Annotated in this window: 27 protein-coding genes; 13 read left to right on the top strand and 14 right to left on the bottom strand. The window is 67.8% G+C overall.

Features of this window, described 5'->3' with window-relative positions; genetic code table 11:
* The 4 genes from IEX71_RS05105 to IEX71_RS05090 all read right to left on the bottom strand — a co-directional run bounded on the left by IEX71_RS05105 (position 1) and on the right by IEX71_RS05090 (position 4,787).
* On the bottom strand, positions 1-900 hold the full coding sequence (locus tag IEX71_RS05105) for a hydroxyquinol 1,2-dioxygenase (protein ID WP_188835933.1): 900 nt from the start codon (positions 898-900) through the stop codon (positions 1-3).
* The gene (locus IEX71_RS05100; RefSeq protein WP_229749491.1) at positions 897-1,955 is read right to left on the bottom strand and encodes a maleylacetate reductase; all 1,059 of its coding nucleotides are present in this window, start codon (positions 1,953-1,955) and stop codon (positions 897-899) included. The genes IEX71_RS05105 and IEX71_RS05100 overlap by 4 nt, the downstream gene beginning before the upstream one ends.
* Entirely contained in the window at positions 1,952-3,739 is a 1,788-nt protein-coding gene (locus IEX71_RS05095) for an FAD-dependent oxidoreductase (protein ID WP_188835932.1), read from the bottom strand. Before IEX71_RS05095 ends, IEX71_RS05100 begins: the two co-directional genes overlap by 4 nt.
* A gap of 115 nt (positions 3,740-3,854) precedes the next feature.
* Entirely contained in the window at positions 3,855-4,787 is a 933-nt protein-coding gene (locus tag IEX71_RS05090; RefSeq protein WP_188835931.1) for a helix-turn-helix domain-containing protein, read from the bottom strand.
* 86 nt (positions 4,788-4,873) lie between these two features.
* Between IEX71_RS05090 and IEX71_RS05085 the strand changes: the two genes are divergently transcribed.
* From IEX71_RS05085 to IEX71_RS05075, 3 genes are all read left to right on the top strand, one after another.
* Complete coding sequence (locus tag IEX71_RS05085) at positions 4,874-5,416, top strand: VOC family protein (RefSeq protein WP_229749490.1); 543 nt, start codon at positions 4,874-4,876, stop codon at positions 5,414-5,416.
* A gap of 3 nt (positions 5,417-5,419) precedes the next feature.
* The gene (locus tag IEX71_RS05080; protein ID WP_188835930.1) at positions 5,420-6,091 is read left to right on the top strand and encodes a PhzF family phenazine biosynthesis protein; all 672 of its coding nucleotides are present in this window, start codon (positions 5,420-5,422) and stop codon (positions 6,089-6,091) included.
* A gap of 67 nt (positions 6,092-6,158) precedes the next feature.
* Positions 6,159-6,758, top strand: coding sequence for a TetR/AcrR family transcriptional regulator (locus tag IEX71_RS05075; RefSeq protein WP_229749489.1), 600 nt, complete (start codon positions 6,159-6,161; stop codon positions 6,756-6,758).
* Positions 6,759-6,761: 3 nt separating this feature from the next.
* On the opposite strand, the gene IEX71_RS05070 is transcribed toward IEX71_RS05075, so the two are convergent.
* The 4 genes from IEX71_RS05070 to IEX71_RS05055 form a co-directional block, all read right to left on the bottom strand.
* A complete protein-coding gene (locus IEX71_RS05070; protein WP_188835929.1) occupies positions 6,762-7,682 on the bottom strand; it encodes an NAD-dependent epimerase/dehydratase family protein in 921 nt (306 codons plus the stop codon).
* Positions 7,683-7,781: 99 nt separating this feature from the next.
* On the bottom strand, positions 7,782-8,813 hold the full coding sequence (gene dmpG / locus IEX71_RS05065; RefSeq protein WP_188835928.1) for a 4-hydroxy-2-oxovalerate aldolase: 1,032 nt from the start codon (positions 8,811-8,813) through the stop codon (positions 7,782-7,784).
* Positions 8,810-9,766 carry an acetaldehyde dehydrogenase (acetylating) gene (locus IEX71_RS05060; RefSeq protein WP_188835927.1) on the bottom strand — a complete coding sequence of 319 codons (957 nt, stop codon included), beginning with the start codon at positions 9,764-9,766 and terminating at the stop codon, positions 8,810-8,812. Before IEX71_RS05060 ends, dmpG begins: the two co-directional genes overlap by 4 nt.
* Position 9,767: 1 nt before the next feature.
* Entirely contained in the window at positions 9,768-10,583 is an 816-nt protein-coding gene (locus IEX71_RS05055; RefSeq protein ID WP_188835926.1) for a 2-keto-4-pentenoate hydratase, read from the bottom strand.
* A 152-nt stretch (positions 10,584-10,735) separates the two neighbouring features.
* On the opposite strand from IEX71_RS05055, the gene IEX71_RS05050 reads away from it, so the two are divergent.
* The gene (locus tag IEX71_RS05050; protein ID WP_188835925.1) at positions 10,736-11,800 is read left to right on the top strand and encodes a hypothetical protein; all 1,065 of its coding nucleotides are present in this window, start codon (positions 10,736-10,738) and stop codon (positions 11,798-11,800) included.
* Between the two features lie 126 nt (positions 11,801-11,926).
* Complete coding sequence (locus tag IEX71_RS05045) at positions 11,927-12,973, top strand: hypothetical protein (RefSeq protein ID WP_188835924.1); 1,047 nt, start codon at positions 11,927-11,929, stop codon at positions 12,971-12,973.
* A 3-nt stretch (positions 12,974-12,976) separates the two neighbouring features.
* Here the strand turns inward: IEX71_RS05045 and IEX71_RS05040 are convergent, their stop codons facing one another.
* Positions 12,977-14,017, bottom strand: coding sequence for a putative sugar O-methyltransferase (locus IEX71_RS05040; protein ID WP_188835923.1), 1,041 nt, complete (start codon positions 14,015-14,017; stop codon positions 12,977-12,979).
* A 184-nt stretch (positions 14,018-14,201) separates the two neighbouring features.
* Here IEX71_RS05040 and IEX71_RS05035 point away from each other — a divergent pair, with 184 nt between their 5' ends.
* Positions 14,202-14,438, top strand: coding sequence for a DUF1059 domain-containing protein (locus IEX71_RS05035; RefSeq protein WP_188835922.1), 237 nt, complete (start codon positions 14,202-14,204; stop codon positions 14,436-14,438).
* Between the two features lie 8 nt (positions 14,439-14,446).
* Here the strand turns inward: IEX71_RS05035 and IEX71_RS05030 are convergent, their stop codons facing one another.
* Both IEX71_RS05030 and IEX71_RS05025 read right to left on the bottom strand, forming a co-directional pair.
* Positions 14,447-15,046: a hypothetical protein gene (locus tag IEX71_RS05030; RefSeq protein ID WP_188835921.1), complete on the bottom strand. Its 600-nt coding sequence runs from the start codon at positions 15,044-15,046 to the stop codon at positions 14,447-14,449.
* Complete coding sequence (locus tag IEX71_RS05025) at positions 15,033-15,524, bottom strand: RNA polymerase sigma factor (RefSeq protein ID WP_188835920.1); 492 nt, start codon at positions 15,522-15,524, stop codon at positions 15,033-15,035. The genes IEX71_RS05030 and IEX71_RS05025 overlap by 14 nt, the downstream gene beginning before the upstream one ends.
* Positions 15,525-15,694: 170 nt before the next feature.
* Between IEX71_RS05025 and IEX71_RS05020 the strand changes: the two genes are divergently transcribed.
* The 6 genes from IEX71_RS05020 (at position 15,695) to IEX71_RS04995 (ending at position 22,534) form a co-directional block, all read left to right on the top strand.
* Positions 15,695-17,287, top strand: coding sequence for an amino acid permease (locus IEX71_RS05020; RefSeq protein ID WP_188835919.1), 1,593 nt, complete (start codon positions 15,695-15,697; stop codon positions 17,285-17,287).
* Positions 17,284-18,066, top strand: coding sequence for a FadR/GntR family transcriptional regulator (locus tag IEX71_RS05015; protein WP_229749488.1), 783 nt, complete (start codon positions 17,284-17,286; stop codon positions 18,064-18,066). Before IEX71_RS05020 ends, IEX71_RS05015 begins: the two co-directional genes overlap by 4 nt.
* Before the next feature lie 13 nt (positions 18,067-18,079).
* Complete coding sequence (locus IEX71_RS05010; protein ID WP_188835918.1) at positions 18,080-19,450, top strand: glutamine synthetase family protein; 1,371 nt, start codon at positions 18,080-18,082, stop codon at positions 19,448-19,450.
* A gap of 5 nt (positions 19,451-19,455) precedes the next feature.
* A complete protein-coding gene (locus IEX71_RS05005) occupies positions 19,456-20,820 on the top strand; it encodes an aldehyde dehydrogenase family protein (protein ID WP_229749487.1) in 1,365 nt (454 codons plus the stop codon).
* A gap of 188 nt (positions 20,821-21,008) precedes the next feature.
* The gene (locus IEX71_RS05000) at positions 21,009-21,788 is read left to right on the top strand and encodes a 3-oxoacyl-ACP reductase (RefSeq protein ID WP_188835917.1); all 780 of its coding nucleotides are present in this window, start codon (positions 21,009-21,011) and stop codon (positions 21,786-21,788) included.
* The gene (locus tag IEX71_RS04995; protein ID WP_188835916.1) at positions 21,785-22,534 is read left to right on the top strand and encodes a gamma-glutamyl-gamma-aminobutyrate hydrolase family protein; all 750 of its coding nucleotides are present in this window, start codon (positions 21,785-21,787) and stop codon (positions 22,532-22,534) included. Before IEX71_RS05000 ends, IEX71_RS04995 begins: the two co-directional genes overlap by 4 nt.
* A gap of 27 nt (positions 22,535-22,561) precedes the next feature.
* Here IEX71_RS04995 and IEX71_RS04990 read toward each other — a convergent pair whose 3' ends face one another.
* Positions 22,562-23,557, bottom strand: a complete 996-nt coding sequence (locus IEX71_RS04990) for a sigma-70 family RNA polymerase sigma factor (protein WP_188835915.1) — start codon at positions 23,555-23,557, stop codon at positions 22,562-22,564.
* Between the two features lie 142 nt (positions 23,558-23,699).
* Here IEX71_RS04990 and IEX71_RS04985 point away from each other — a divergent pair, with 142 nt between their 5' ends.
* Positions 23,700-24,284 (top strand): dihydrofolate reductase family protein, encoded by a 585-nt coding sequence (locus IEX71_RS04985; RefSeq protein WP_188835914.1) that lies wholly within the window; start codon positions 23,700-23,702, stop codon positions 24,282-24,284.
* Here IEX71_RS04985 and IEX71_RS04980 read toward each other — a convergent pair.
* A complete protein-coding gene (locus tag IEX71_RS04980; protein WP_188835913.1) occupies positions 24,275-24,847 on the bottom strand; it encodes a phosphotransferase-like protein in 573 nt (190 codons plus the stop codon). The two genes, IEX71_RS04985 and IEX71_RS04980, sit on opposite strands and share 10 nt — an antisense overlap.
* A 411-nt stretch (positions 24,848-25,258) precedes the next feature.
* Positions 25,259-25,692: HNH endonuclease signature motif containing protein (locus IEX71_RS04975; RefSeq protein ID WP_188835912.1), on the bottom strand; the 434-nt coding region annotated here is incomplete at its 5' end.

Genomic DNA, 25,692 nt, shown 5'->3' with positions numbered 1-25,692 from the left:
TCAGGCGCCCTCGGGAGCGAGCACGATGTCGAATCGCACCCGGCTCCAGGTGCCGTCGACAGCCCGCCCGTCCGGGGTCGGCGTGCCCTGGGGTTGCTGCTCGAAACTCTTGATCAGCGAGTCCTTGACGCCGAAGACGGTGTCCTCCTCCCCGATCGGGTCACCCTCGGGGAAGATGTGGGTGACCAGCGTGCGGTTGCCGTTGTGGCTGACCATGAAGTGCAGGTGTGCCGCGCGCAGCGGAGAGCGTCCGACGGCGGTGAGCAGCTGCCCGACCGGGCCGTCGTCCGGGATCGGGTATGGCGTGGGCGTCAACCCCCAGAACCGGTAGGACCCGTTGGGCTCGCTGAAGAGGTGTGCCCGGGCGGCCCGCTTGTCGGCGTCGTACTGCACGTCGTAGTGGCCTTCCTCGTCGGCCTCCCAGACCTCGATCTTCGCTCCCGCCAACGGGTTTCCGTCGGTGTCGGTGACCGTGCCCTCGACCCAGCACGGCTCGCCGGGCGCCCCGAAAGCCATGTCGCCGCCGACGTCGATCTCCGGCGATCCCTCGACGAAGAAGGGTCCGAAAACGGTTGCCTCGGTGGCGTTCTCATAGGCGGCGTTGTTCATGTTGATGGTCTGCATCGAAGCACCCAGCACATCGGACAGCAGGATGAACTCCTGCCGGACCTCGTCGGTGATGTGCCCCGCCCGGGTGAGGAAATCGATCGCAGCGGCCCATTCGTGCTCGGTCACGCGCACATCGCGCAGGAACGCGTGCAGGTGCCGGACGAGGGAGACCATCACCTCCTGCAGGCGTGCGTCGCTGCACGCGGCGAACGAGGAAACGACGTTGCGGACCAGCCGGTCCTCGACCTCCTGCTGCTCGGGACTCACCGGGGTTTTCGAGGTGGTGGTCATCCGAGGTCTCCTTCCCAGGCCGCGCGCAACAGCGCGGTCACGTTGTCTTCGGTGAGTGGTGTCGGGTTGTTCGCGGGTGCGGCGGCAAGGATCGGGTCCACGGCGCGGGGTATGCCGTCCTCGGGCATGCCGAAGTCCCGCAGGGCGCGGGGCGCATCCACGGCGGCACGCAACGCGGCCAGTCCGTCGACCGCGCTCGCTGTCCCGAATGCCGCCGCGATACGGGCTGCGGCTTCCGGCGCGTTCGGTGCGTTGACGGCCAGCACGTGCGGCAGCACGACCGCGTGCGTCTGCGCGTGCGGCAGGTTGAACATCCCGCCGAGCACGTGACAGATCTTGTGGTGCAGTCCCGACCCGGCGGACGCGAACGCCACTGCCGCGAGATACGCGCCGTAGAGGGTCTGCTCGACCCCGGCGACCGACGACCCGTCCCGAGCCACCGCCGGCAACCCCTCGGCGAGTCCGCGGATCGCCTCACCGGCCAGCGCCCGGTCGATCGGATCCGCCCGCGGACCCCACATCGCGTCCACGCCGTGCGCGAGCGCGTTCAGCCCGGAGGCCACCGCCAGCTCGGCGGGGAGCGACGTCAGGAGGGTGGCGTCATACACGATCGAACGCGGAAGGACCCGCGCGTCGACGCCCGTGGTCTTGGTCTCGCCCTCGGTCAGACCCCACACATCGGTGGCCTCCGAACCGGCATACGTGGTGGGTACGGCGACGATCGGCAGTCCGGTGGTCAGCGCGACCGCCTTGCCCAACCCGGTGGTCGACCCACCGCCGACGGTGACGATCGCGTCCACGCTCGCCGCGGCCGCGGCCGCCCGGGCCCGTTCGGCGACCGGCACCGGCACGTGCATCACGACCTCGTCGTGCCGCAGCGCCACCGGCAGGCCGGCCGCGATCGGGTCGGCCAGCGCCGCCTCCCGCTCCGAGGCGATCAGCATCACCCGTGACGCGTGCAACGCCTCGACCTCGGCAGCAACCGCCGCCGGAGCATCACCGGGCGCGAAAACCACACGCTGGCCCAATGTTTCGTGCGTGAACCGCATCGTCATGACCGCCCCAACAAGGTCCGGAGAGCGCCGCGCAAGTCGCCCGCCGGGTCGTCCGGCAGGGTCATCGCCCGCCACGCCACGTGCTTGTCCGGCCGCACCAGCAACGCACCGCTCTCCTGGACCTCCCGCAGCTTCGACCAGTCGTAGTAGAGGTCGGTGACCTCGTGGCCGGGTCCGATCACGACGGTCTCCAAGGGTATGCCGAACTCCGCCGCAACCGACTCTGCCGCAGTGGCCCAGTCCTCGCCGGCGACTCCGGTCAGCAGCGTCCAGCGGTCGTACGGCGCGAGGTCGAGCATCGCCCGCTTCTCCACGTTGTTGCCGACCCACGCGTGCGGCAGGTGCGCACCCGGCGACGTCGACATCCGGTGATAGAGGTCCGCGTCGGTAGTCGGAGCCGGCCGGGTGCCGTCGGAGACGATCGCGCCCGACTCGTAGAACTGGCCGAGCTCGACTCCGTGCGCGTTGAATTCGTAGTTCTTGGTGTCCATCGCCTTGACCAGTGCGGCCCGTTTCGCCGCACCCTCGGGGGTGTTCGCCTTGCGCTCCTCGATCGCCGCGGCCATGTCCTCGCCATCCAGGCCGACGACGCCCAACGCGTCGAAGATGTCGGCGAATTCGCGGGCGGAGGTGTTGGCGCGTGTCACGATCCGCTTGGCGACCGGCGCTCGCTCGGCCGAATATGACTCCAGCAGCGACGGATCCGCCTGCCCGCGCAGGACCGCGGCGATCTTCCAGGCCAGGTTGTAGGAGTCCTGCACCGACGTGTTGGAGCCCAGCCCGTTCGACGGCGGGTGACGATGTATGGCGTCACCGGCTGCAAAGACCCGCCCCTGCTGCAGATGGGTCGCGTACATCTCGTTCACGCCCCAGAGCGAGTAGCCGGTGATCTCCGGCTCGAGGTCCGGCATACCCAGCAGATCGCGCACTATCTTGGTGGCCGCCGCGTCGTCGAGGGTCGGCGGCTCCTCGGTGATGTCGTAGCCCCACACGATCAGCCACTCGTTCCACGGCCGGACCATTCGCACCAGGCCGGTGCCGATGCCGCCGACGTTGGAGCCGGGCTGGATCACCCAGTAGAGAACACTGGGCCGGTGGTCGACCAGCTGGGAGATGTCGGCCTTGAAGGTGATGTTCATCGACCCGGCGATGTCCATCTTCCCTTCGTAGGGCAGGTCGATGTCCGCAGCGACCATCGACCTGGCGCCGTCCGCGCCGATCAGGTAGCGCGACCGAATGGTGTACTCCTGACCGGTCAATCGGTCACGCACCCGAGTGGTGACGCCCTCCGCGTCCTGGGTGTGCGCCAGGTACTCGGTCGAGAAGCGGCTCTGGGTCCCGCGCACGGTCGCGTTCCTGACCAGGATCGGCTCCAGGTAGGTCTGCGGGATGTCGACGATCAGGCACGGGCTGGCCAGCTGGTAGTCGGCCTCGCGGTCCGGCCGCGTGCCCCAGGTGTGGATGCGACCGATCTCCTCTCCCGCGATCGAGGTGCAGAAGACCGTGTCACCGCACAGGTCGTGCGGTGTGGCATCGGCGAGCACCTGGTCCTCGATGCCCATGTCCCGGAAGATCTCCATCGACCGCTGGTTGGTGATGTGCGCTCGCGGTGTGTTCGCGGTCCAGCGGTACTTGGTGATCATGATGTTGTCGACACCGAGCGTGGACAGGAACAGTGCGGCAGATGCTCCTGCCGGGCCGGAGCCGACGATCAGGACGTCGGTGTCCACGACATCGGAGTCGGGCAGTTCCGTTGCGGCGAGGCCGTCGTCGAATGTGGGCATTCGTCATACCTTCCCGATCGTCCCCGGCGGTCCCCGGGGTCATCCGAAGTGTGCTGGGTCACAGTCGCCGCGAGCGACGGTCACGAGCAGGTATGGCGGAAAAGGGAACTTCCCGTCAGTCGTCCGCGCCGCGGCGGACAGCGCCGGCGGTGACACCGAACCGGCGTTGGAACGCCCGCGAGAAGTGCGGCATCGAGGCGAAACCCGCCGACCGCGCGGCCTGCGCGGTGGAGCCGGCCCGTCCGGCGGCAAGTAGCGTGCGCGCCAACTCAAGACGCCGACCCTGGATGAACTGCGGCACGGACAGCTCGACCGCCGCGAAGATCCGGGACAGCTGACGGTCGCTGATGCCGGCGGCTTCGGCGACGTGTCTCGCCGAGAGGTCCTGGTCGGTCAGGTGCTCCTCGATATAGGCACGGGCGGCCACCCGGTGCTGCACCTCGGGCGGGGTGCGGTCGCCGGCCGCCAGCACGCCGACGAGCTCGAGCGCGGCCAGCTCGTCGATGGGGACGGCAGCACCGGAGCGCGTGGCGCCGGCGACCGCCCGGGCCAGTGCCCGGGCTGCCGGGCTTTCCCGCAGGCTCAACAGCCGCAGCGCGCCGGGTACCTCCGCACCGAGGGTGCCGGCGAGCTCCGAGCGTGGCACCTTGATCGCGAATTCGCCGACGCCGTAGCGGAATTCGCGGCCGAACGGTTGGTCGGCGTTGCAGATCAGCAGCTCGCCGCGGCGGACCATCCGGCGGCGGCCGCCGCTGGTGAATGCCGCGTCGGCGCCGAGCCCCAGGTAGACCGCGATCGAGTCGGTGGGGCACCGCTCGACCAGGTCGGCGGACCGGGTGACCCGATGCGGACTACCGGTGACGGTGGCGATGTGCAGCCGCGGCAGGTCCAGGTTGGTCTCGGTCGCGCGGAACGGCCCGTCGGGCGTCGCGCACCGCACGGCGATCAGCGCTTCGGCGTTGTAGGCCTCCCAGCGTTCGACGCGGTCGTGGGGCAGGCCGGAGGCGACATACGAGCGGCTGCCCGGGATGCTCGGCTGCCTCGCCATGGCGGCCCCTTTCTGGTGTCGACCGCGTCCGAGCAGAGCGACCGCGGGTCACCGACGAGCTGGTGCTCGGACAACTATTGTCCATTGTGACGACGAAGGAGAACGTGATGTCCGGATCGGCATACAACGGCGGCGAGCGGGACGAGGTCGACCTCGATGCCCTGACCAAGGACCGCGAGCGCATCAAGCGCCGGTTCCTGGCGAGCGCACCGGCGGCGACGCGGGGGCGCGGCAACCATCACACGGCACAGATCAGCTCCGACGTCGAGCGCACCTGCGCGTTCTGGCAGGACCTGCTCGAGATGCCGCTGACCGAGATGTTCGAGAACCGCGACCTGCCTGGTTCGACGCACTTCTTCTTCGACGTCGGCGCGGGCAACCTGATCGCCTATTTCGACCTGCCGGGACTCCAGCTCGACGACTACCGGGAGGTGCTCGGCGGCCACCACCACATCGCGATCTCGGTGACCAAGGAGAACTGGGACTATCTGCGCGCCAAGCTGGACGACGCCGGCGTCGACTACCAGCTCGCGTCGCGGGACTCGATCTACTTCCGCGGCCCGGACGGCGAGCGCTTGGAGTTGCTGGCCAACAAGCTCGGTGAGATGTACGGCACGAAGGTGCTCTGACCCATGACGCAGGTGCACGTGCTGAAGGTCTTCGTCGGGCAGGACGGGCGCGGCGGCAACCCGCTGGGCGTCTTTCTCGACGCCGCGTCCTGGGATGCCGAGAAGCGGCAGCGGGTCGCCGCTGACCTGGGCTTCTCCGAAACCGTGTTCGTGCGCGACGCGGCGCGTGGCGAGCTCTGGATCCACACTCCGGCAATCGAATTGCCGCTCGCCGGCCATCCGCTGGTCGGCACGTCGTGGCTGTTGCGACGTGAGGGCTTCGAGGTTTCGGTGCTACGCCCGCCGGCCGGGGAGGTCCCGACATGGGTCGACGGCGACGACACCTGGATCAGTGCCCGACCCGAGTGGGCGCCCGAGTTCGACATGCGCGAGCTGCCCGCGACGAGTGACGTCGACGCACACCCGGGCGCCGGTCCGGACGAGCACCTGCACGTCTGGTCGTGGCAGGACGAGGCCGCCGGAGACGTGCGGGTGCGAGTCTTCCCCACCAAGATGGGCATCGCCGAGGACGAGGCGACCGGTGCCGCCGCGATCCGCTTCGGGGCGTTGGTGCGCCGACCGGTCACGATCCACCAGGGAGTCGCGTCCCGGATCGCCGTACGCCCGCACGACGACACAGTGGCGATCGGCGGTCGCGTCGAATACGTAGAGCGCAGAGACTATTCCGACGTCTGACGGTGCCCCGCCGCCGACATAGCGCATGGCCGTCGCCCGGCAAGTGGCCACTTGTTAGGGTCGGCGTGTGACGACCCGACGTGAGCGGATCCTGGCCGAAGGCATGCGCTTGTTCGGCGAGCGTGGGTATGCCGCGACGTCGATCGCCCAGATCGAGGAGGCCGCCGGGCTGGCTCCTGGGTCGGGCAGCCTCTACAAGCACTTCAAGTCCAAGGAGGAGCTGCTGAGCGCGGGGCTCGAGCAGTTGCTCTCCTCCCGCGGCGACACCCTCGCCCCGCTCGAGCAACGCCCGGCGGACAGGGGCGCGGCGCTCGACGCAGCCGCTCGTGCCGGGTTGCAGCGTATGGCGCAGGACCGCGACCTCAACCGCATCCTGTTCCGTGGGTTGGCAGCATTCCCAGAGCTGCTCGCGAAGTTCGGTGAAGAGGAGATCGCCCGCACCAGCCGCGACACCGCCGACTTCCTCGCCGGCCTCGCCGATGCCGACGGCACCGACGGCGGCACCGACTGGGAGGCGCTCGCGACCGTGCTGCAGGGAGCCACGGCGCACTACTGGCTGCTCGAGGATCTCTTCGGCGAGCACCCCACCGGCGTCTCTCCCGAACGCTTCCTCACCGCCCTCGTCGGTCTGGCCCGGGCGGGCATCGCCGCATCGCCGGAGGCCTGACTCTCACCGGGTGCGCGCGATGACCGCGGCGTCGTGCCGGACCGTCGGATGCGCCGGCGCCCAGTCCAACTCACGCCGTGCCTTCGCACTCGACACGTGCAGTGAGGTGTCCAGCGCCACCGCGCCGGCATACGGAGCGCCGAGCCGCAGGAGCCAGGCCGGCAGGACACGCGGCGCCGGTGCGCCATACGCCTTCGCGAGGGCGGTCATCACCGTCCGCCAGGACGCCGGCTCGTCGTCGACGATGTTGTATGCCGAGCCCGGAGAACCCTTTTCGAGTGCGGCAACGGTCGCGCTGACCGCGTCGTCGAGGTGGATCCAGGCGAGGTGACCACCGTCGCGAGGGACCGGGACTTTGCGGGCACGCAACAGCTGCGCCATGTCGTCTCCGCCGTAGAAGAGGCCGTAGCGCAGCGCCATACCGTCCAGGTCGTGGTGTTCCAGGACGAGTTGCTCGTTGACGCCCATCGCGCGCACGTGTGGCGCGGTGCGCCCTTTGACGGGACCACCGAAGGGTGCGTCCTCGGTCAGGACGTGCGGCCCGTGATCGGTGTATCCATACCCGAAGACGATGCTCTGCGTCACGAAACGCTTGGCACCATTGGCAATTGCCAACTCCAGCAGGTTGCGGGTGCCGATCGTCCGCAACGTGTTGGTCAGCGTCATACCGCTGTGCCGCACCGGTGGCTTGCGCAGTGCGGTCAGTTGGTGCACGACGGCGTCGAACGACACGCCGTCGGCCGCTCGGAGGAGCGCATCCCGGTCCAGCGCGTCCGCGATCACGGGGGTGACACCCCGCTCCGTCATACCGTCGGCACGTGCGGGGTCACGCGTGAGCGCCACCACCTCGTGGCCGGCAAGCTGCAGTGCGGTCGTGAGCGGGCGGCCGACGGCGCCGGTCGCTCCTGCCAGAAGTACTCGCATCCTGATCTCCCATCTCTAGAAAGTGATCACTTTCTTGAGCGTAGATCGGCCGACGCAACCCAGGCAAGTGTTTACTTGCCTGGGCTGGTGTCCGGTGCGTCACACGCCGACGTGGGCCGCCTGCAGGTCTGCCTGCATCTCCAGGGCGATGTCGATGATCATGTCTTCCTGGCCGCCGACGAGACGTCGTCGGCCGCACTCGGTGAGGATGTCGCGCACGTCGACGCCGTAGCGATGGGCGGCGAGCTCGGCGTGCCGCAGGAACGAGGAGTAGACCCCGGCATAGCCGAGCGTGAGGGTCTCGCGGTCGACGCGGACCGGGCGATCCTGCAGCGGCCGGACGATGTCGTCGGCGGCATCCTGCAACTTGAAAAGGTCGCAATTGTGTTGGAAATCAGACAGATTCGCGACCGCGATGAATGCTTCGATGGGACAGTTGCCCGCGCCGGCACCGTGTCCGGCCAGCGAGGCGTCGACGCGATACACGCCGTTCTCCACCGCCACCACCGAGTTGGCCACCGACAGTGACAGGTTCTCGTGGGCGTGTATGCCGATCTCGGTCGCCGGGTCGAGCACGTCGCGGTAGGCCCGCACCCGGTCGGCGACGTCGTTCATCGTGAGCCGACCGCCGGAGTCTGTGACGTAGACGCAGTGCGCGCCATATGACTCCATCAGCTTGGCCTGCTTGGCCAGTTCGTCAGCGGGCGCCATGTGCGACAGCATCAGGAAGCCCGACACGTCCATGCCGATCTCGCGGGCGGCCGCGATGTGTTGCGCGGAGATGTCCGCCTCGGTGCAGTGCGTGGCTACCCGCACCGAGCGCACGCCGAGCGCGTAAGCCTGCTTCAGCTCGTGGATCGTGCCGACGCCGGGCAGCAGCAGCGTGGTCAGCCGGGCACGCTGCAACACGTCGGCGGCCGCCTCGATCCACTCCCAGTCGGTGTTCGAGCCGGGGCCGTAGTTGACCGACGAACCGGCCAGCCCGTCGCCGTGCGCAACCTCGATCGCGTCCACACCGGCGTCGTCGAGCGAGGTCACGACGCGCTGCACGTCCGCCGGCGTCATCCGGTGCCGGACGGCGTGCATGCCGTCGCGCAGCGTCACGTCCTGGACGAAAATGGGAGTGCTCATCGAGTGACCTCCGGGGTGGCGAACTGCTGGGCCGCGATGCGCTCGGCCACCTGGATGCCCGCGGACGTCATGATGTCGAGGTTCCCGGCATACGCAGGGAGGTAGTGGGCGGCGCCCTCGACCTCGAGGAACACCGACACCTGATGGGTCGGGCGCTCGCCGCCGGTGAGCGTCTCGACCGGCTGGTCGTCGGGTATGGCGGTGATCTGCACCTGTTGCTTGAGCCGGTAGCCCGGGACGTATGCCGCCACGTCGGCGACCATCTTGTCGACGCTTGCCCGGATCTGCTCCAGGACGGTCTCGTCCGGCGCGGACACCAGACAGAAGACGGTGTCGCGCATGATCAACGGCGGCTCCGCGGGATTGAGGATGATGATCGCCTTGCCGCGGACCGCGCCGCCGACCTGCTCGATCGCGGCACTGGTGGTCTCGGTGAATTCGTCGATGTTCGCTCGGGTTCCGGGGCCGGCCGACTTGGAGGCGATGGACGCGACGATCTCGGCATACGCGACCGGCACGACGCGGGAGACAGCGGCGACGATCGGGATCGTTGCCTGCCCGCCGCAGGTGACCATGTTGACGTTCGGCGCGTCCAGGTGCTGTTCCTGGTTGACTGCGGGCACGACGTACGGGCCGATCGCCGCAGGAGTCAGATCGATCACCCGTTTCCCGTATGGCGCGAGCTTGGCCGCGTTGGCCTTGTGCGCTCCGGCAGAGGTGGCGTCGAAGACGATGTCGATTTCATCGAAGCCGGGCATTGCGATCAGCCCGTCAACGCCCTCCGCGGTGGTCGGCACACCCAGCCGCCCGGCGCGAGCCAGCCCGTCCGAAGCGGGATCGATGCCCACCATCGCGCCCATCTGCAGGTGCTCGGCGGTGCGCAGCACCTTGATCATCAGGTCGGTGCCGATGTTGCCGGAGCCGATGATCGCGACTTTGGTCTTCGTGCTCATCTCAGGCCTCCTCGGGGTTGCTGAAAGTGACGGACACCGAGCCCAGGCCGGTGATCTCGGCCGTTGCCACGGCGCCGGGGGCAACCGGGCGCATCGGACCGAGCGCGCCGGACAGGATGACCTGGCCCGCACGGAGCGGTTCGCCCAACTCGCGGGCCTGCCGGGCCAGCCACTGCACCGCGACCAGCGGATCGCCGACGCAGGCGGCGCCGTTGCCGGTGGAGGTCTGCTCGCCGGTGACCGTCATCGTCATCTCGACGTCGCGCGGTTCGAAGGCGTCGAGGGTCCGGTGCTGCGTGCCCAGCACGTACGCGCCGGCGGACGCGTTGTCGGCGACGGTGTCGCCGAACGTGATGTCCCAGTGCTGGATTCGGCTGCCGCAGATCTCGATGGCGGCGACGGCGTAGTCGATGGCTTCGCGCACCTGCGGCAGGTCGAGCTCGCCGTCGGCGAGGTCGTCCCTGAGGACGAACGCGACCTCTCCCTCGACCCGGGGCTGTATGACGGACGCGTGCTCGACGGTCGCGCCGGTCTCGTGCGCCATGTCCGAGAAGAGGATGCCGAAGTCGGGCTGGTCGACGCCGAGCTGCTGCTGCACGGCCACCGAGGTCAGCCCGATCTTGCGTCCGACCACGCGGGCGCCGCGCTGCACCCGCTCGGCGGCCAGTTGCGCCTGCACCGCGTATGCCGTGGCCACGTCGTCGCTGCCGATGAGGTCGCGCACCGGCGCGCAGGCGACGCCCGACTCGGCGGCGGCGCGCAGTCGCGTAGCGGCCGACTCGACCGCCGTGCGCTGGTCCTGGTTGGTCTGGGTCATGGGTTGCATGATCCGTGGCCTGGTGCGCCGGCCTCAAGGAAACAGTTCCAGTGACCGGAACGGTCGGACAACAAGCCGGTGGCATGCAACCGTGACCGTGCTGCCGGACGTCCATGTATGGCGAGCACGGGTATCGACGACAGGAGCGCCACGTGAGGCGAGCGATCGGCGTGGCCATGGCGACCATCGCGTTGGCCGGTCTGACCGGCTGCACCGGGTCCGCCGGATCGAGCGGTCCGACGGGTGGTTCGTCCTTCGGCTCAGAGACCAGCGCCATACACGGCACCACCCGGGTCGTGCCCGAGCTGACCCAGGGGCAGATCTGGGACCGCAGCGTGTGCAGCCGGCTCGATCCGCAACGGGTCGCCGAGGCATCGGCGACCGGTGTGGTCGGCTGGACGATACGGGCGACGAAAGCGCGCAAGCAGGTGACCAGCACGGTGGGCGCTCCGACGTTCGACTACTGCCGCATCGCGACGCGAGCGGAGCCACGGGCGGACTCGCGCCGGACACGCGGCACGTCGACGAAGGACGAGGGGTTCGGGGTCTACGTCGGGGTCTCCGCCTCGGTCTGGAGCGACACACGGTGGAAGGAATACCGATCGGCGGCCCTGCACAGTCGCCTGCCGGCGAGCCGCTACTCCGGTGGGGAGCTCGAGCACGCCGGCGGTCGGGAGGTGCTCGTCCAGCGCGGGCTGCCCGTGACACGTGCGCTCGTGCTCGTCGAGGACCGTGTCCTGTCCGTGCAGGTGCGCGGTCCGGTGTCGGGCACCACGCAGTTGCTCGCCGTGCTTCGACAGGTCCTACCGCAGCTGAAGGCACTGCCCGCGTCGCCTGTCACGGCTCGCAGCGCTGCTTGCGAGAAGGCCGACGTACGAGCCGAATCCGCGCTCGGTGGCTCGGCTGTCGTGCGACGGGACAGCGGTAGCGGGGACGAGCTCACCTGTGGCTGGGCAACACACGACGCATTCGTGCACGTTCATGCCAGGGGTGGCGTCGACTTCGCGCCGGCGCTGCGCCACGCGGCATCCGGGATGGGAGCGTCACCGGTGCACGGTGTCGGCGATGCAGCCGTCTACACCGCAGGGAAGAACGGCACGCCGCCCACGGTGCGCGTGGCCTCGAACCGGCACCTGATCTTCGTCGAGGGATCCGGCGGCAAGGTCAGCAAGGCGACGTTGACGGCCGTTGCCGCTGAGCTCCTCGGCAACTACTGAGGCCCCTGACTCGAACCGGCAACCCTGTGGACAGGTTTCGGCACGGATGCTGCCGTTTGTGCTCTACTGACGCCTCGGAGGAGCGACGAGCAACCGCACCGGCGTGCGGGACGAAGGGGAGAGTTCATGAAGCGTGCGATGACGGCTGCCGTTGCGGCACTTGCAGTTTCGGGTCTGGCGGCCTGCGGGTCGTCCGGCGGGTCGGCGGGGTCGACGCCGAGCGGAACGGTCGGTGCGCCACCTGCGTCGACCTCGTCCAGGTCGGCGGCGAGCCCGACGGCCCCGTCGACGACGGCCACAACGTCGTCTCCGGCGCCCACTCCGACCGCGACCGTGACGAGCGTCAGCGACACCTACAAGTGGACCCACAGCCTGTGCAGCAAGCTGGACGTCGGCGACGTCGCCAGGATCGTCAAAGGCGTTCCGAAGAAGCAGGCCAAGCTGGTGCACTCCGAGGTCGGATTCCTCACCACGGACAATTGCCAGTTCGATCTGATCACCTCGAGTGAATACGGCAACGCCGTCGACTACGGAGTGTCCGCCCGCACGTGGACCGTCGCGGACTGGCAGCGGCTGAAGAAGAATTCGCTGCGGGGCGACGACACCTTGAAGTCGGTGAAGCTCGGTGCCCATGGCGCGCTGGTCGACGACATGAGCGGCTGGGTCCTGGTCGGCAACCGCATCGTCACAGTGCTCGGTCCGTTCAAGGCGACGACCACGGCACGAGCGATTGCGCTGCTGAAACTGGCCATCCCCAAGGCTGCGGCCGTCAAGCCGTTGCCCGCGCTGCTCGGCCGGCCCGAGTGCGCCAAGGCCAATGCTGAGGCCGCTGCCGTGATCGGCGGACCAGCCACTGTCAGACGTGACGACATTTCCGAGGGCGGGCAGGGCGACAAGTGGCCAGCCTGCGGCTGGGCGACTCGTGGCGGGTCCGTCTCGTTGTTCGCTCAGTACACCGGTTCCCCCGCGATAGATCAGATCGATCGGCGGGTCAGGCAGGTCGAGGATGCGCAGCGGGTCAAGGGGCTCGGCGTCGCCGCGGTCTACTTCCCGTCCGCAGCCGAGTTGCACGTCGCGACCGAGAAGTACCTCGTCACCATCGACAGCTCCGGCACCCACACCGACAAGAAGCGGCTCGTGGCGCTGGCGAGAGCGGTCTTGTCCAACTACTGAGCGTCAATCCGCCTGCCGACGAAAGACATTCAGCTGCCCGGCGCCGCGCACGTATGGCGCGTCATAGCTCCCGACGAGCTCCAGCCCGCGGGTCGCGAACATCTCGATGATGTTCGCCGAGGTCACCGGCTCCAGCGCACCCCAGTCGCCGGGGTTCGCGGCGCGCGGTTTGCCGGCGCGGGAGTTGAGCGAGACGGCATACCGGATGCCCTTGGCGCACACCTGGTCGATGTAGTGATCGACCACGTCAGGCTCCATCTCCTGGAACGAGAAGGAGTTCACGAAGACCTCGAACTCCGCGTCGAGGTCCTCGATCCGGTAGTTGGGCAGCACACCGGACTGCGGCACGTGGATCGGACCGGGCGCCGAGGCCGCCTGGTCGTATGACGTCACCCGCTCCGCCCCCAGCAGCGACTCCAGGTAGTAGGTCGCGACGCTCAGCAGCGGCGGTATGTCGAGGTCGACGTAGCGGGCACCGGGATCCCGGGAGGTCACGATCTCGCCGAGGACGCCGAAACCACCGCCGAGTTCGAGGAAGCTGCGCGGCGGAGTGTCGACGTGACGGGAGAGCGCGGACAGGCAGAGCAGGTAGTTGGCGTAGGCGCGGCCGAAGCGGAAATCGGTGCCGCGCTCGGCGCCATACCGCTGCCAGGGTTTGCCGATGGTGCTCTCGCCGCCGGAGGCCAGATCGAACGGCCAGCGCTGCTGATCCCATCCGACGCACGCGACGTCGTAGTCGCGGCGTGCCTGCTGCGATCCGTTCAGCGCCTGCACGAAGTAGTGCTTCTTGGCCGTCGGCCGGATCTTGCGCACGACTGTCTCGTATGTCGCCGCCATCGTCGCGTCGGTCCAGCCGTCCCCGTAGTAGGGGTTGAACCACACCGCCGCCGACGGCCAGCTCTTGAACGTCTCGAGTCCGCGTCGCTCGAGATCCCCGAGCAGCGCGTCCACGCCCGGCCCCCAGAAGTTGGTCGGCCGGTATCGCTCCGGGGCGACCCGCAATTCGTCGAGAGTGCGGTTGGTGAGTTCGGCGTGGTCGGTCATATGTAGTGCGCCTTACATCGTCCGGGTGCAGAGACAGTCCGGCCATGGTGACGTGTCGCAGCGTCCGATCGCGCTGTGCCGAAGCAGAATCCGTCTGCTCTTCACTCGCCGTTCCGCAGGTGGTCACACTTGACGCACGGGCTGCGTCATACAGGTGCAAGCACACCGACGAAAGGAACGAACCATGAAGACGATGACCTGCCGCCAGTTCGGTGGACCCTGCGATCTCGAGCACCGCGGTGAGACCGCCGATGATGTGATCAAGGCACAGGACCAGCACCTGAAGGACGCCGAGAAGTCCGGCGACACAACGCATCTCGCCGCCCGTAAGGATATGAAGGGTCGCTGGATGCACCCGAAGAAGTCGATGGGGTGGTACCGCGAGATGAAGCAGACCTTCGCCGACCTACCGGAAAGCTGATCGAGCCACTAGTTCACGACGGTCAGCTTCAGCGGCTGGCGCGGCAGGCCCTCCGCAACGGCGGCCTGAGCGCCGGACGTCCGCGTCGTGAGTGTTGTCTTGCCGGCCGGCCAGTCGGCCGGGATGCGCACCGAGGCCCGGAACGTGCCGAGCGACCCGTGGGCTCGGACGGTGCGCAAAAGCACCGTCCGGCCGTGTCCGCGCAACGAGATCCCCACCGTCAGCGGGTGCGGCTCGGGGGCGTGGTTGGTGTCCTGGCAGCTGTCCAGGTAGAAGCGGCCGGTGACGGTCAGCGTCTGCCCGGCTCGCACTACAGCGGCGCCCGGGTGCTCGCGCTCTCCGGCCAGTTGCAGCTGCGGTCCGGCACACGATGCGGCGAACCCACCCGAGGAGCCGTTGTGGTCGGCCGCCCGGCGCGCCAGCACTCCGGCCACGGGTATGCCGACGCCGGCGACCACGACGGCAGCCGCCGCGACCAACACGGTGCGTCGGGTGTGTCGGGAGGGGCGTGCTCGCGTGGAGGGCCGAATCGCTTGTGGCGCACCGGCATCCACGTGTTCCCGCCATGCCTGGCCGGTGTCCCGGAGGCGGTCGTCAATCGTTGGCATACGAGTCTCCTAGTGCCTTCTCCAGCGCCATGCGAGCGTCGTGGAGTTGTGACTTGACCGTGCCGGGCGCGCATCCCAGCAACTCGGCGATGTCGGCGATCGGCAGGTCGACGAAGTAGTGCAGCACGACGGCCGCGCGCTGTCGCGCCGGAAGGCATGTGACAGCCCGAGTGAGATCGACTGCCGCCACTGATGATTCGGGTATGACGAGTGCCTCGGGATGCAGCTCCTGCCAGGCAGGTTGGGTTCGACGCCAGCGTTGCCTCGCGCGGTCGGCGACGATGGCCAGCAGCCATGCCTGCGCGCTGCCACGGGTGGGATCGAAAAGCTTCTGCTTGCGCCAGGCCCGCTCGGCCGCATCCTGCACCAGGTCGTCGGCGTGCTCCGGACCCACGAGCGTGTAGGCGAAGCGGCGCATGGCAGGGCGGCATACGGCCAAAGCCTGGGCGAGTTCCCCGCCGGACCGCTGCGATGCCACGGTCGCCTCCCTCCGTCGTGTGCTTGTCATGAGGTCTACTGCACGAGAGCGACATTCGGTTGGGTTCGCCGAGACATTGATTAAAGGTATGAAGTTCAACCATTGACCGATGAGAGTGACCTGCGCCACACTCTTGTGCGATCCCTTCCTACCCGCGAAAGAGGCAGCCGATGGCGCTGACCGATGAGTCTGAACTCGATGCAGATGCCCAGCGCCTCGCGGAGCTCGGCTACAAGCAGGACCTGAAGCGGAGCTGGTCGAGCTTCTCCAACTTCGCCATCTCCTTCTCGATCATCTCGATCCTGGCCGGCTGTTTCACCAACTACCAAGCAGGCTTCAACAACGGCGGCCCGATCTCGATCTCCTGGTCGTGGCCGATCCTGTCCGTCTGCATCCTGGTCATCGGCTTCACCATGGCGGAGTTGGTTTCGTCATACCCCACCTCGGGCGGAATCTACTGGTGGGCCTCGAAACTCGGCGGTGCGCGAGCGGGCTTCTATGCCGGTTGGCTCAACCTGATCGGCCTCATCGCAGTGACCGCGGCCGTCGCCTACGGCTGTGCGACGTTCATCGACCTGACGATCAGCACCTGGTCCAAGGGCTACGCGGGCGGCTACTCGCTGACGCGCGTCTTCGTCACCTTCGTGCTCGTTCTCGCGGTCATCGCGGCAGTGAACATCTTCAGCGGTCACCTGCTGGCCATCCTCAACAACATCTCCGTCTGGTGGCACGTCATCGGTGCGGCGGTGATCGTGGTGCTGCTCGTCGTGGTCCCCTCGCACCACCAGAGCTTCAGCTACGTCTTCACCGAGCGCTACAACAACTCCGGCTTCAGCGGGGGCAGCTCCTCGAGCTTCGGCTTCTTCTTCCTCATCCTCCCGCTCGGCTTCCTGCTCACGCAGTACACGATCACCGGATTCGACGCGTCGGTGCACCTGTCGGAGGAGACGCACTCGGCGTCCCACGGTGCGGCGAAGGGCATCTGGAAGTCGATCGCCTACTCGGCCGTCGGCGGCTACATCCTGCTGCTCGCGGTGACCTTCGCGATTCCGAACGTGAAGGGTGTTCCGGACAACGCCGGCGTCGGCGCGGGCGGTGTCGCCTACATCTTCACCAGCGCGCTCGGTGACACCAAGGGCGGTCTGGTCCTGTTCATCTCGGCGGCGGCGCAGGTCTTTTGCGCGACGTCCTGTATGACGTCGGCATCCCGCATGCTCTACGCCTTCAGTCGGGACCGCGCCGTTCCGGGCTCGCAACACTGGAGCCAGCTGTCCAAGAGCAGGGTCCCGGCCAAGGGAGTCGGCCTGGTCACCGCGGTCAGCGTGATCATCACCCTGCCTGCTCTGATCAAGGTGGACATCAACGGCGCCCCGATCCCGGTGGCGTTCTTCGCCGTCACTTCGATCGCGGTCATCGGGCTCTACCTCTCGTTCGCCATACCGATCTGGTTGCGGTGGCGGCACGGTGAGAACTTCGACCTCGGCTCCTGGAACAACGGCGCGAAGTACAAGTGGATGAACCTGCTGGCTGTCGCGGAGATCATCATCGTCTCGCTCTATCTCATGCTTCCGACGTCGCCCGCTGCGATCCCCGGACACACCGGATTCGCCTGGAAGTACGTCAATTACGCGCCGATAGTCACCCTTGGCGCACTGGCGTTGATCACCATCTGGTGGCAGGCCTCGGCGAAGAACTGGTTCAGGGGACCGATCCGGACCGTCGACGAGGCAACACCGGTCGAGGAAGGGACGGTCGCGGGTTGACCGCCGGAGATCCCGAGGAGCGGCAGGGGCGGGTCGAGCCCGGGCTGGAACCCGGCCTCGACCGGGCGATCCTGCGGCCCGTGCGGGCACATCACGCGTTCGAGGCCTGTGTCGAGCAACTGGCGATCGCCATTCGACTGGGCATCTACCCACCGGGCAGCATGCTCCCGCCGGAACGCGACCTGGCTGCGATGCTGTCGGTCTCCCGCGCGACCCTGCGGGAGGCGATCACCGCGCTGCGGTCCGCTGGTGTCGTGCAGACCCGGCGCGGCCGAGGCGGCGGCACGATCGTGCTGGACTCCGTGCCGGTCGACGAGAAGCATTCCGGCGTCAAGGAACTCGCCGGCCGCCAAGACGATCTGCGCGACGCGTTGGACTTCCGAGCGATCGTCGAGCCGGGCGCCGCCGGCCTCGCTGCGGCACGGTGTGAGCGCGATGAGGTCAGTGACAGCGAACGCCGAGCGTTGGAGACCGCACTTGCCGCCGTCGAGGATGCACCGGACGAAGCCATCCATCGGCGTGCGGACAGCATCCTGCACCTGACGATCGCCCGGCTGTCCGGCTCCGCGCGGTTGATCACCGCGGTCACCGACGCGCAGGACGACCTGCACACCCTGCTGCAGGCGATCCCGGTGCTGCCGCGCAACATCCGCCACTCCTCCAGCCAACACCGCTCGATCGTCGCCGCGATCCTCGCGGGCAACGAGTCACGCGCCAATCGCGTGATGTATCAGCACTGTTCGGACACCGCGGCGCTCCTGCGCGGTCTGCTCGGATAGCAAGGAAGGAACCATGCCGCTACGCAATGACCGCCATCTGACCCAGGACAACCTGCGTGAGCTGATCCTGGCGGGAGAGATCGACACCGTCGTCACTGCCTTCACCGACATGCAGGGACGCCTGCAGGGCAAGCGTTTCCACGCCCGGCATTTCCTCGACCACGTGGCGACCGATGGCACCGAGGGCTGCGACTACCTGCTCGCGGTGGACGTCGACATGAACACCGTCGAGGGCTACGCCACCAGCGGTTGGGACAAAGGGTATGGCGACATGGAGTTCGTCCTGGACTGGGACACGACTCGCCGGGTCGCGCACCAGCCGGGCACCGCGATGATCCAGTGCGACCTGATGTGGCCGGACCACCGACCCGTCGACGCATCTCCTCGCGGCATACTCCGACGACAGCTGGATCGCCTCGCCGAGCACGGCTGGAAGGCATACGCAGGAACGGAATTGGAGTTCATCGTCTTCGAGAACACCTACGAGGACGCGATCGAGCGCGACTACCACGGCCTGACGCCGGCCAACCGCTACAACGTCGACTACTCGCTGCTCGGCACCGCTCGCATCGAGCCGTTGCTGCGCGAGTTGCGCAACAGCCTCTACGAGTCCGGACTCAACGTCGAGTCCGCCAAGGGCGAGTGCAACTTCGGCCAGCACGAGATCGGCTTCCTGTATGACGAGGCGCTGGTGACCGCCGACAACCACGCGTTCTACAAGAACGCCGCCAAAGAGATCGCCGCCCGGCGCGGCGAGTCGCTGACGTTCATGGCGAAGTATGACGAGCGCGAAGGCTCCTCCTGCCACATCCACCTGTCGCTGCGAGGTGACGACGGCTCGCTGGTCTTCACCGACGACGACCGGCCCGGCGGGCGCAGTGAGCTCTACGAGCAGTTCATTGCCGGCGTCCTCGCGACGGCTGCTGACTTCACGCTGCTCTACGCCCCGAACATCAACTCCTACAAGCGTTTTGCCGACGGTACATTCGCCCCGACCACGATCGGTTGGGGCCAGGACAACCGCACCTGCGCCGTCCGGCTGGTCGGCCACGGAGCGGGAGCCCGGATGGAGAACCGTGTTCCCGGCGCCGACGTGAACCCCTACCTCGCGCTGGCGGCGATGATCGCCGGTGGCCTGCATGGGATCGAACAGGAGTTGACGCTGGAGGCCCCGGTGCAGGGCAATGCCTATCAGACCGACAAGCCAAGGGTGCCGGGCAACCTCGCAGCAGCACGTGACGCGTTTCGCTCCTCCGTCGCCGCACGCACGGCACTCGGCGACGACGTCGTCGATCACTACGCGCACATGGCCGAGGTCGAGGTCGCAGCATTCGGTGCTGCGGTCACCGACTGGGAACGCCGTCGTGGATTCGAAAGGTTGTAACGAGATTGAGCACTCACACCCTGACCAGCCCTGTCACCGGTGAGGCGTTCGCCGAGGTCGAGCTGCTCGACGTCGCGGCGACCGACGCGGCGATCGAGCACGCGCACGAAGCGTTCCGCAGCTGGCGTGCGGTGGCGCCCGGCGAACGCGCCCGGCTGCTGCGGGCGTTCGCAGCCGTCGTCGACGAGCACCTCGAGGAGCTGGCCCAGCTCGAGGTGAGCAACTCCGGCCACACCATCGGCAACGCCCGATGGGAAGCCGGCAACGTGCGCGACGTCCTCAACTACTACAGCGCCACACCGGAGCGGCTCTTCGGCCGGCAGATCCCGGCGGCGGGTGGCATCGACGTGACCTTCCGGCAACCGCTGGGAGTCGTCGGCATCATCGTGCCGTGGAACTTCCCGATGCCGATCGCCGGCTGGGGCCTCGCCCCGGCCCTCGCGTCCGGCAACACGGTCGTGCTCAAGCCTGCCGAGCTGACACCGTTGACCGCGATCCGGATCGGTGAGTTGGCGCTGGAAGCCGGCATCCCGGAGGGCGTGCTCACCGTGTTGCCCGGTGCCGGGAGCGTTGTGGGCGAACGGTTCGTCACTCACCCGCTGGTGCGCAAAGTCTGTTTCACCGGCTCGACCACGGTCGGCAAGAGGGTGATGGCGGGCTGCGCCGAGCAGGTCAAGCGCGTCACGCTCGAACTCGGCGGCAAGAACTCCAACATCGTCTTCGCCGACGCCGACGTGTCCGCGGCGGCCGCCGCGGCGCCATACGGAGTATTCGACAACGCCGGCCAGGACTGCTGCGCCAGGTCCCGGATCCTCGTGCAGCGTTCTGTGTATGACGAATTCATGTCTCACCTCGAGCCGGCCGTGCGTGGCGTCAAGGTGCTCGACCCGAGCGATGAGCGCTCCGAGATGGGCCCGTTGGTGTCGGCCGCGCATCGCGACAAGGTGCAGTCGTATGTCGACGGCGCGCACGTCGTCATACAGGGTGACGTGCCGGACCTCGGTGGCTTCTGGCTGCCGGCGATGGTCGCCGAGGCCAGGTCGACTGACGAACCTGCCTGGCAGGAGGAGGTTTTCGGTCCCTTGGTGTCGGTCATGACCTTCGAGGACGAGGAGGAGGCGGTCGCACTGGCCAATCGGACCGACTATGGCCTGTCTGGGTCGATCTACACCCGCGACCTCGGCCGGGCGTTGCGCGTGTCGCAGGGAGTCGATGCAGGCAACCTGTCGGTCAACTCGCACTCCGCGGTGCGCTACTGGACGCCGTTCGGCGGCTTCAAGCAGTCCGGCTTGGGCCGCGAGCTCGGCCCCGACGCCCCGGATGGCTTCACCGAGGTCAAGAACGTCTTCTTCGCGGCACCGCCGGAGTGACCAGTCCCGAGCACCCCGGGGGGACACGTTCCCACCGATCCACCACCACTCTCGCCGAGAGGACAGCGAATTCCCGAGAGGACAGGAGAAATGCGTCGAAACCGGTCAGTTCGCCTGTCCTGTCAGTACAACCCCTGTCCTCTCGATGAGTTCACCACCACACGCGGAAAATTTGAGGAGTTGCAGACATGACAGGACGCATTGACGGCAAGGTTGCCGTGGTCACGGGCGGCTGCTCGGGCATCGGGCTGGCCACGGTTCAGCGCTTCGTGGCCGAGGGCGCCAAGGTCGTCATCGGTGACATCGCCGACGACGCGGGCGCGAAGGTGGTCGCGGATCTGGGCGGCGCGGACGTCGCTACCTACATGCACGTCGATGTCACCGACAAGGACGAGGTCGACGCGCTCTTCAAGACCGCGAAGGACACCTACGGCTCGGTCGACATCGCCTTCAACAACGCCGGGATCAGCCCGCCCGAGGACGACTCGATCCTGGACACCGATCTCGATGCATGGCGCAAGGTGCAGGAGGTCAACCTCACCTCGGTCTATCTGTGTTGCAAGGCCGCGCTCCCCTACATGCTCGAGCAGAAGTCCGGATCCATCATCAACACAGCGTCTTTCGTCGCGGTGATGGGGTCGGCAACATCGCAGATCTCCTACTCCGCCTCCAAGGGCGGTGTGCTGACGATGTCCCGCGAGCTGGGCGTGCAGTTCGCCCGGGAAGGGGTGCGGGTCAACGCGCTCTGCCCCGGCCCGGTCAACACTCCACTGCTGAAAGAACTCTTCGCCTCCGACCCCGAGCGGGCGGCGCGCCGCCTGGTGCACGTGCCGATGGGTCGCTTCGGTGAGCCGGAGGAGATGGCCAGCGCCGTGCTCTTCCTCGCCTCGGACGACTCGAGTTTCATCACCGCCAACACCTTCCTGGTGGACGGCGGCCTGTCGGGTGCGTACGTGACCCCGCTGTGAATGAGCTTCCACTGATCGGCATCAGCACCTATCGCGACGAAGCGTCCTGGGGATTGTGGCACCAGGTTGCCGACATACAGTTCGCGCAGTATGCCGACGCGGTCGTCGAATGCACCGCAGTGCCAGTGCTACTCACGCCTGCACCGGCGCACGGTGATGACCTCGCGGCAGCCGCCACGGCTGTCGTGGCCCGTCTGGACGGGTTGATCATCGCCGGCGGTGCCGACATCGATCCCGAGCGGTATGGCGCAACGCCGCACCCGACGACCGGCGGCATTCGTCCGGATCGGGACGCGTGGGAGCTGGCGTTGCTGGACGCGGCCGACACGCACGGCCTGCCGACACTGGGCATCTGCCGAGGCATGCAACTGATGGCGGTCCATGCGGGCGGGACGCTGCAGCAACACACCCCGGACGAGGTCGGCCACACCGGTCACTCCCCCGGTGGCGAGGTCTTCGGCACCACCGAGGTGAGTCTCGAGCGGACCTCGCGGCTCGCGGCGGTCCAAGGTGACACGGTCCAAGGCCCGTGCCATCACCACCAGTCGGTGGCGACACATCCCGGCTTCGAGGTCACCGGTCGTGCGGCGGACGGCAGCATCGAAGCGATGGAACGCATTGTGCCCGAGTCGGATCCAGTCCCTAACCGTTTCTGCTTGGGCGTTCAGTGGCACCCGGAGATGGGCCCGGACCACGCGCCGATCGCTGCGCTGGTGCACGCTGCCCGAGACGCCCCGGTCGAGTAGCAGCGCGCGACGTCGGGTCGGGCGTGGTCAGCTGTGCCACACCTCCGGGAGGCCGAAGTCCGCGAGCACTTCGGGTCCGAAACGGATGAGCGCGGCGATCCGCTCACCGGCCGACTCCACGGCGATCAGACCGCTGCCGTGCCGGGAGCCGTCGGGAAGCTGGACATACAGACCGAACGCCGGCTGTCCGTTGGCGCGTGTGGGCTTCAGTGCGAAGGTGCGCCCGAGAACGGCCAGGCGCAAGAAGCGCGCCACCGCCTCGCGGCCGACATACTCCTGCGGCATGGGCGGCATCGACATGAAGACGTCGTCGGACAACAGAGCCACCAACTCGTCGACGTCCGAGGCCTCGTAGGCCGCCACGAACCGTTCGAGCAATGCCTGTTCGGCCTCCGATCCGGCAGCCGGCGGTGGGTCCGCACGTGATGGTCGGCGCGTTGCGAGACCGGCTCGGGCCCGCTTGAGTGCGCTGGTGACCGACTCGACCGTGGTGTCGAGCATCGTGGCCACCTCGGTGGCACGGAAGCCCAGCACGTCACGCAGCACGAGGACGGCCGTCTGACGTGGCGGAAGCAACTGCAGCGCGGTGACGAACGCCAGCGAAATCGACTCGTGCTGCTCGTAACTCGCCTCCGGTCCGGGCGGCACGTCGACGGCGCCGTCGAGCAGGGTGTCCGGCAACGGCTCGAGCCAGGGCACTTCGCCATACCGGCTGGGCTCGGGTGGCTCGAACGCCGTGACGTCCCAGCTCGTGGCCGGCCTGCGCTTCGCGGACCGCAGCGCGTTCAGGCAGCGGTTGGTGCAGATCCGATAGAGCCAAGTGCGGATCGACGCCCGCTCCTCGTATGCCGAGAGGCCTCGCCACGCCGCAAGTAGCGACTCCTGCAGCACATCCTCGGCATCGTGCACCGACCCGAGCATCCGATAGCAGTGCACCTGCAGCTCGTGCCGGTGCGGCTCGGTGAGCGCACGGAACGCCTCCTCGTCACCGGCTCTCGCCTGCGCGATCAGATCCTGCGCCACTGCTCCTCCTTGGGCACTCTCGACAGGTAGACACCGCCCGAGCCACGAACTGGGCGCTGCGCACCGCCCGATGTGCCGGGTCTGTGGTGTCCGTACCAGTGAAGCACCGCTTCGTTACGGACAATCCGAAGGAGAACAGATCATGGCCAAGCTTGTGTTGAGCGAGAACGTTTGCCTGGATGGCGCCATACAGGACGCAGTGGGCATGGACGGGTATGACCGCGGTGGCTGGTTCACCGAGATGGGCGCGGACGACTACGAGGCGTGGGCGAAGGTGGAGTATGACGAGGCGCTGGGCGCTGACGCGTTGCTGATGGGCCGCCGTACCGACGGCTTCTTCGCCGCCGCTGGTTGGAACACGCGTGAAGGTGCCTGGGCCGACCGGCTCCGCGTTCTCCCCAAGTACGTGGTGTCGTCAACGATCGGTGAAACCGAGTGGGCCGGCGGGACCGTGCTCCGCGGCGATGTGGTCGCGGAGGTCGTCAAGCTGAAGGAGCGGTATGAGCGCGACATCGTGGTCTATGGCAGCGCGCAGCTCGCGCGCACACTGATCGACGAGGGTCTGGTCGATCAGGTGCGGCTGACCGTTCACCCGTTCGTGTTGGGTGACGGCGAGCACTTCCTCGACGGAATCGCTGCCCGCACACCGCTACAGGTGGTCAGCACCACCGCGATCGGGACGAACCTGACGTACCTCGTGTATGACGTGACGCGTGCTCAGGAGTAGTCGAGCTCGGTCAGGATACGGGCGGCGGACCGGGCGGGTGAGAGCTCGTCGGTGTCGATGACGAGGTCCCATTGATCGCCGACGGCGACATCGACGTGCCCGCGGGCGTTGCCCAGCACCCGGCCCTGGGTTCGGCCACGCTCCCGCTCCTCCAGCACAGGAAGCGACGCCGTCAGGTGAACCCAGAAAGTCGATCGTGCCCGCAACTCACGTCGCCATGCCGGCACGATCGCATCGTCGATCGGCATCTCGTCGAGGATCACGTTGTTGCCAGTGGCCAGAAGGGCATTCACCGCGGCGCGCATCCCGGTGAGTAGCTTGGCGCCGTCGTCGCCGTAGTGGATCCGCGCACGAGGCGAACCGTCGGGATCGGTGGTCTTCGCCACCCAGAATCCCGGTCCGGGCTGCCTCGGATGGTCGCGCCATTCGTAGGGGAACATCGAGAAGAAGTGGTCAACGCCGACGTGCAGGTGCGGTTCCGGCAGTGCCCGTTGCAGCTCTTCCGAGATCGACGTCTTGCCGACGCTCGACACGCCGACCAGGACGATGGCTCGACCGCTCATGTCCGTAGTGTTGCAGGCACCCTCTCCGCCGCGGATCGCCCCGTCGCGACATACGGGGTCAGCGTTCGAACGCGAGCCGACCACTGAGGCCGATCATCGCGATGCCGCCACCGGTCTTGAGGTGGCGGACGCGGCTGGGCCGGCGTTGGAACCAGGTGCGTAGTGCTCCAGCAGCGCAGACCCACAGTGTTTCGATCCCACGACCATGCTCAGGTTGACCGGCATGTCAGTGACGGTGACCGGACGGAGTGACGTTCGAGACCTGCACCGTGTTGGCAGGGGTGTCTAGCCGATCGACCGGATGCACGACATCAGCTGGCCCGAAGCGATCGATCTGTGTTGCCTGCATTCCGCCACCATGCAAGGTGAAGTGCACTTCAAGTCAAGGGAGCGCCGTCGTGGAGTTCATGGTCAGGCTGCTGCGGTTTGGTGGCCGGGCATCAGCCCAGGTGTGAGATCCCAGCGCACGCGGTCGGGTTGTATTTCGGCGGTGTAGCCCTTGCGGTGCACGGTCTGGTGGTGCCGGCCGCAGAGCATGGCCGAATTGGTGAGGGAGGTTTCGCCGCCGGCCCACCACGGCCGGACATGGTGCACTTCGCAGAAACCCGGTGGCCGGTCACAACCGGGGAACGTGCACCCGCCGTCGCGCAGGATGACCGCGGCCCGGATTGCTCTGGTGGCCAGGCGTTCTCGCCGTCCGACGTCCAACGGTGCGCTGGGTCCGCCGAGCACTGCGGGGATCAGGTCCGCGGTGCACGCGAACCTTCGTGCCGCACCCGCGTCGACCGTGTCACCGGTGGTCGTGGCCGCCGCGCCGAGGCCTTGGGTCAGGGTTTCCAGGCCCA

It is taken from the genome of Flexivirga endophytica (assembly GCF_014640635.1).
GTDB classification, from domain to species: Bacteria; Actinomycetota; Actinomycetes; order Actinomycetales; family Dermatophilaceae; genus Flexivirga; species Flexivirga endophytica.
The sequence above is the reverse complement of the archived record's forward strand: the minus strand, read 5'-3'. Positions and strand labels throughout refer to the sequence as shown.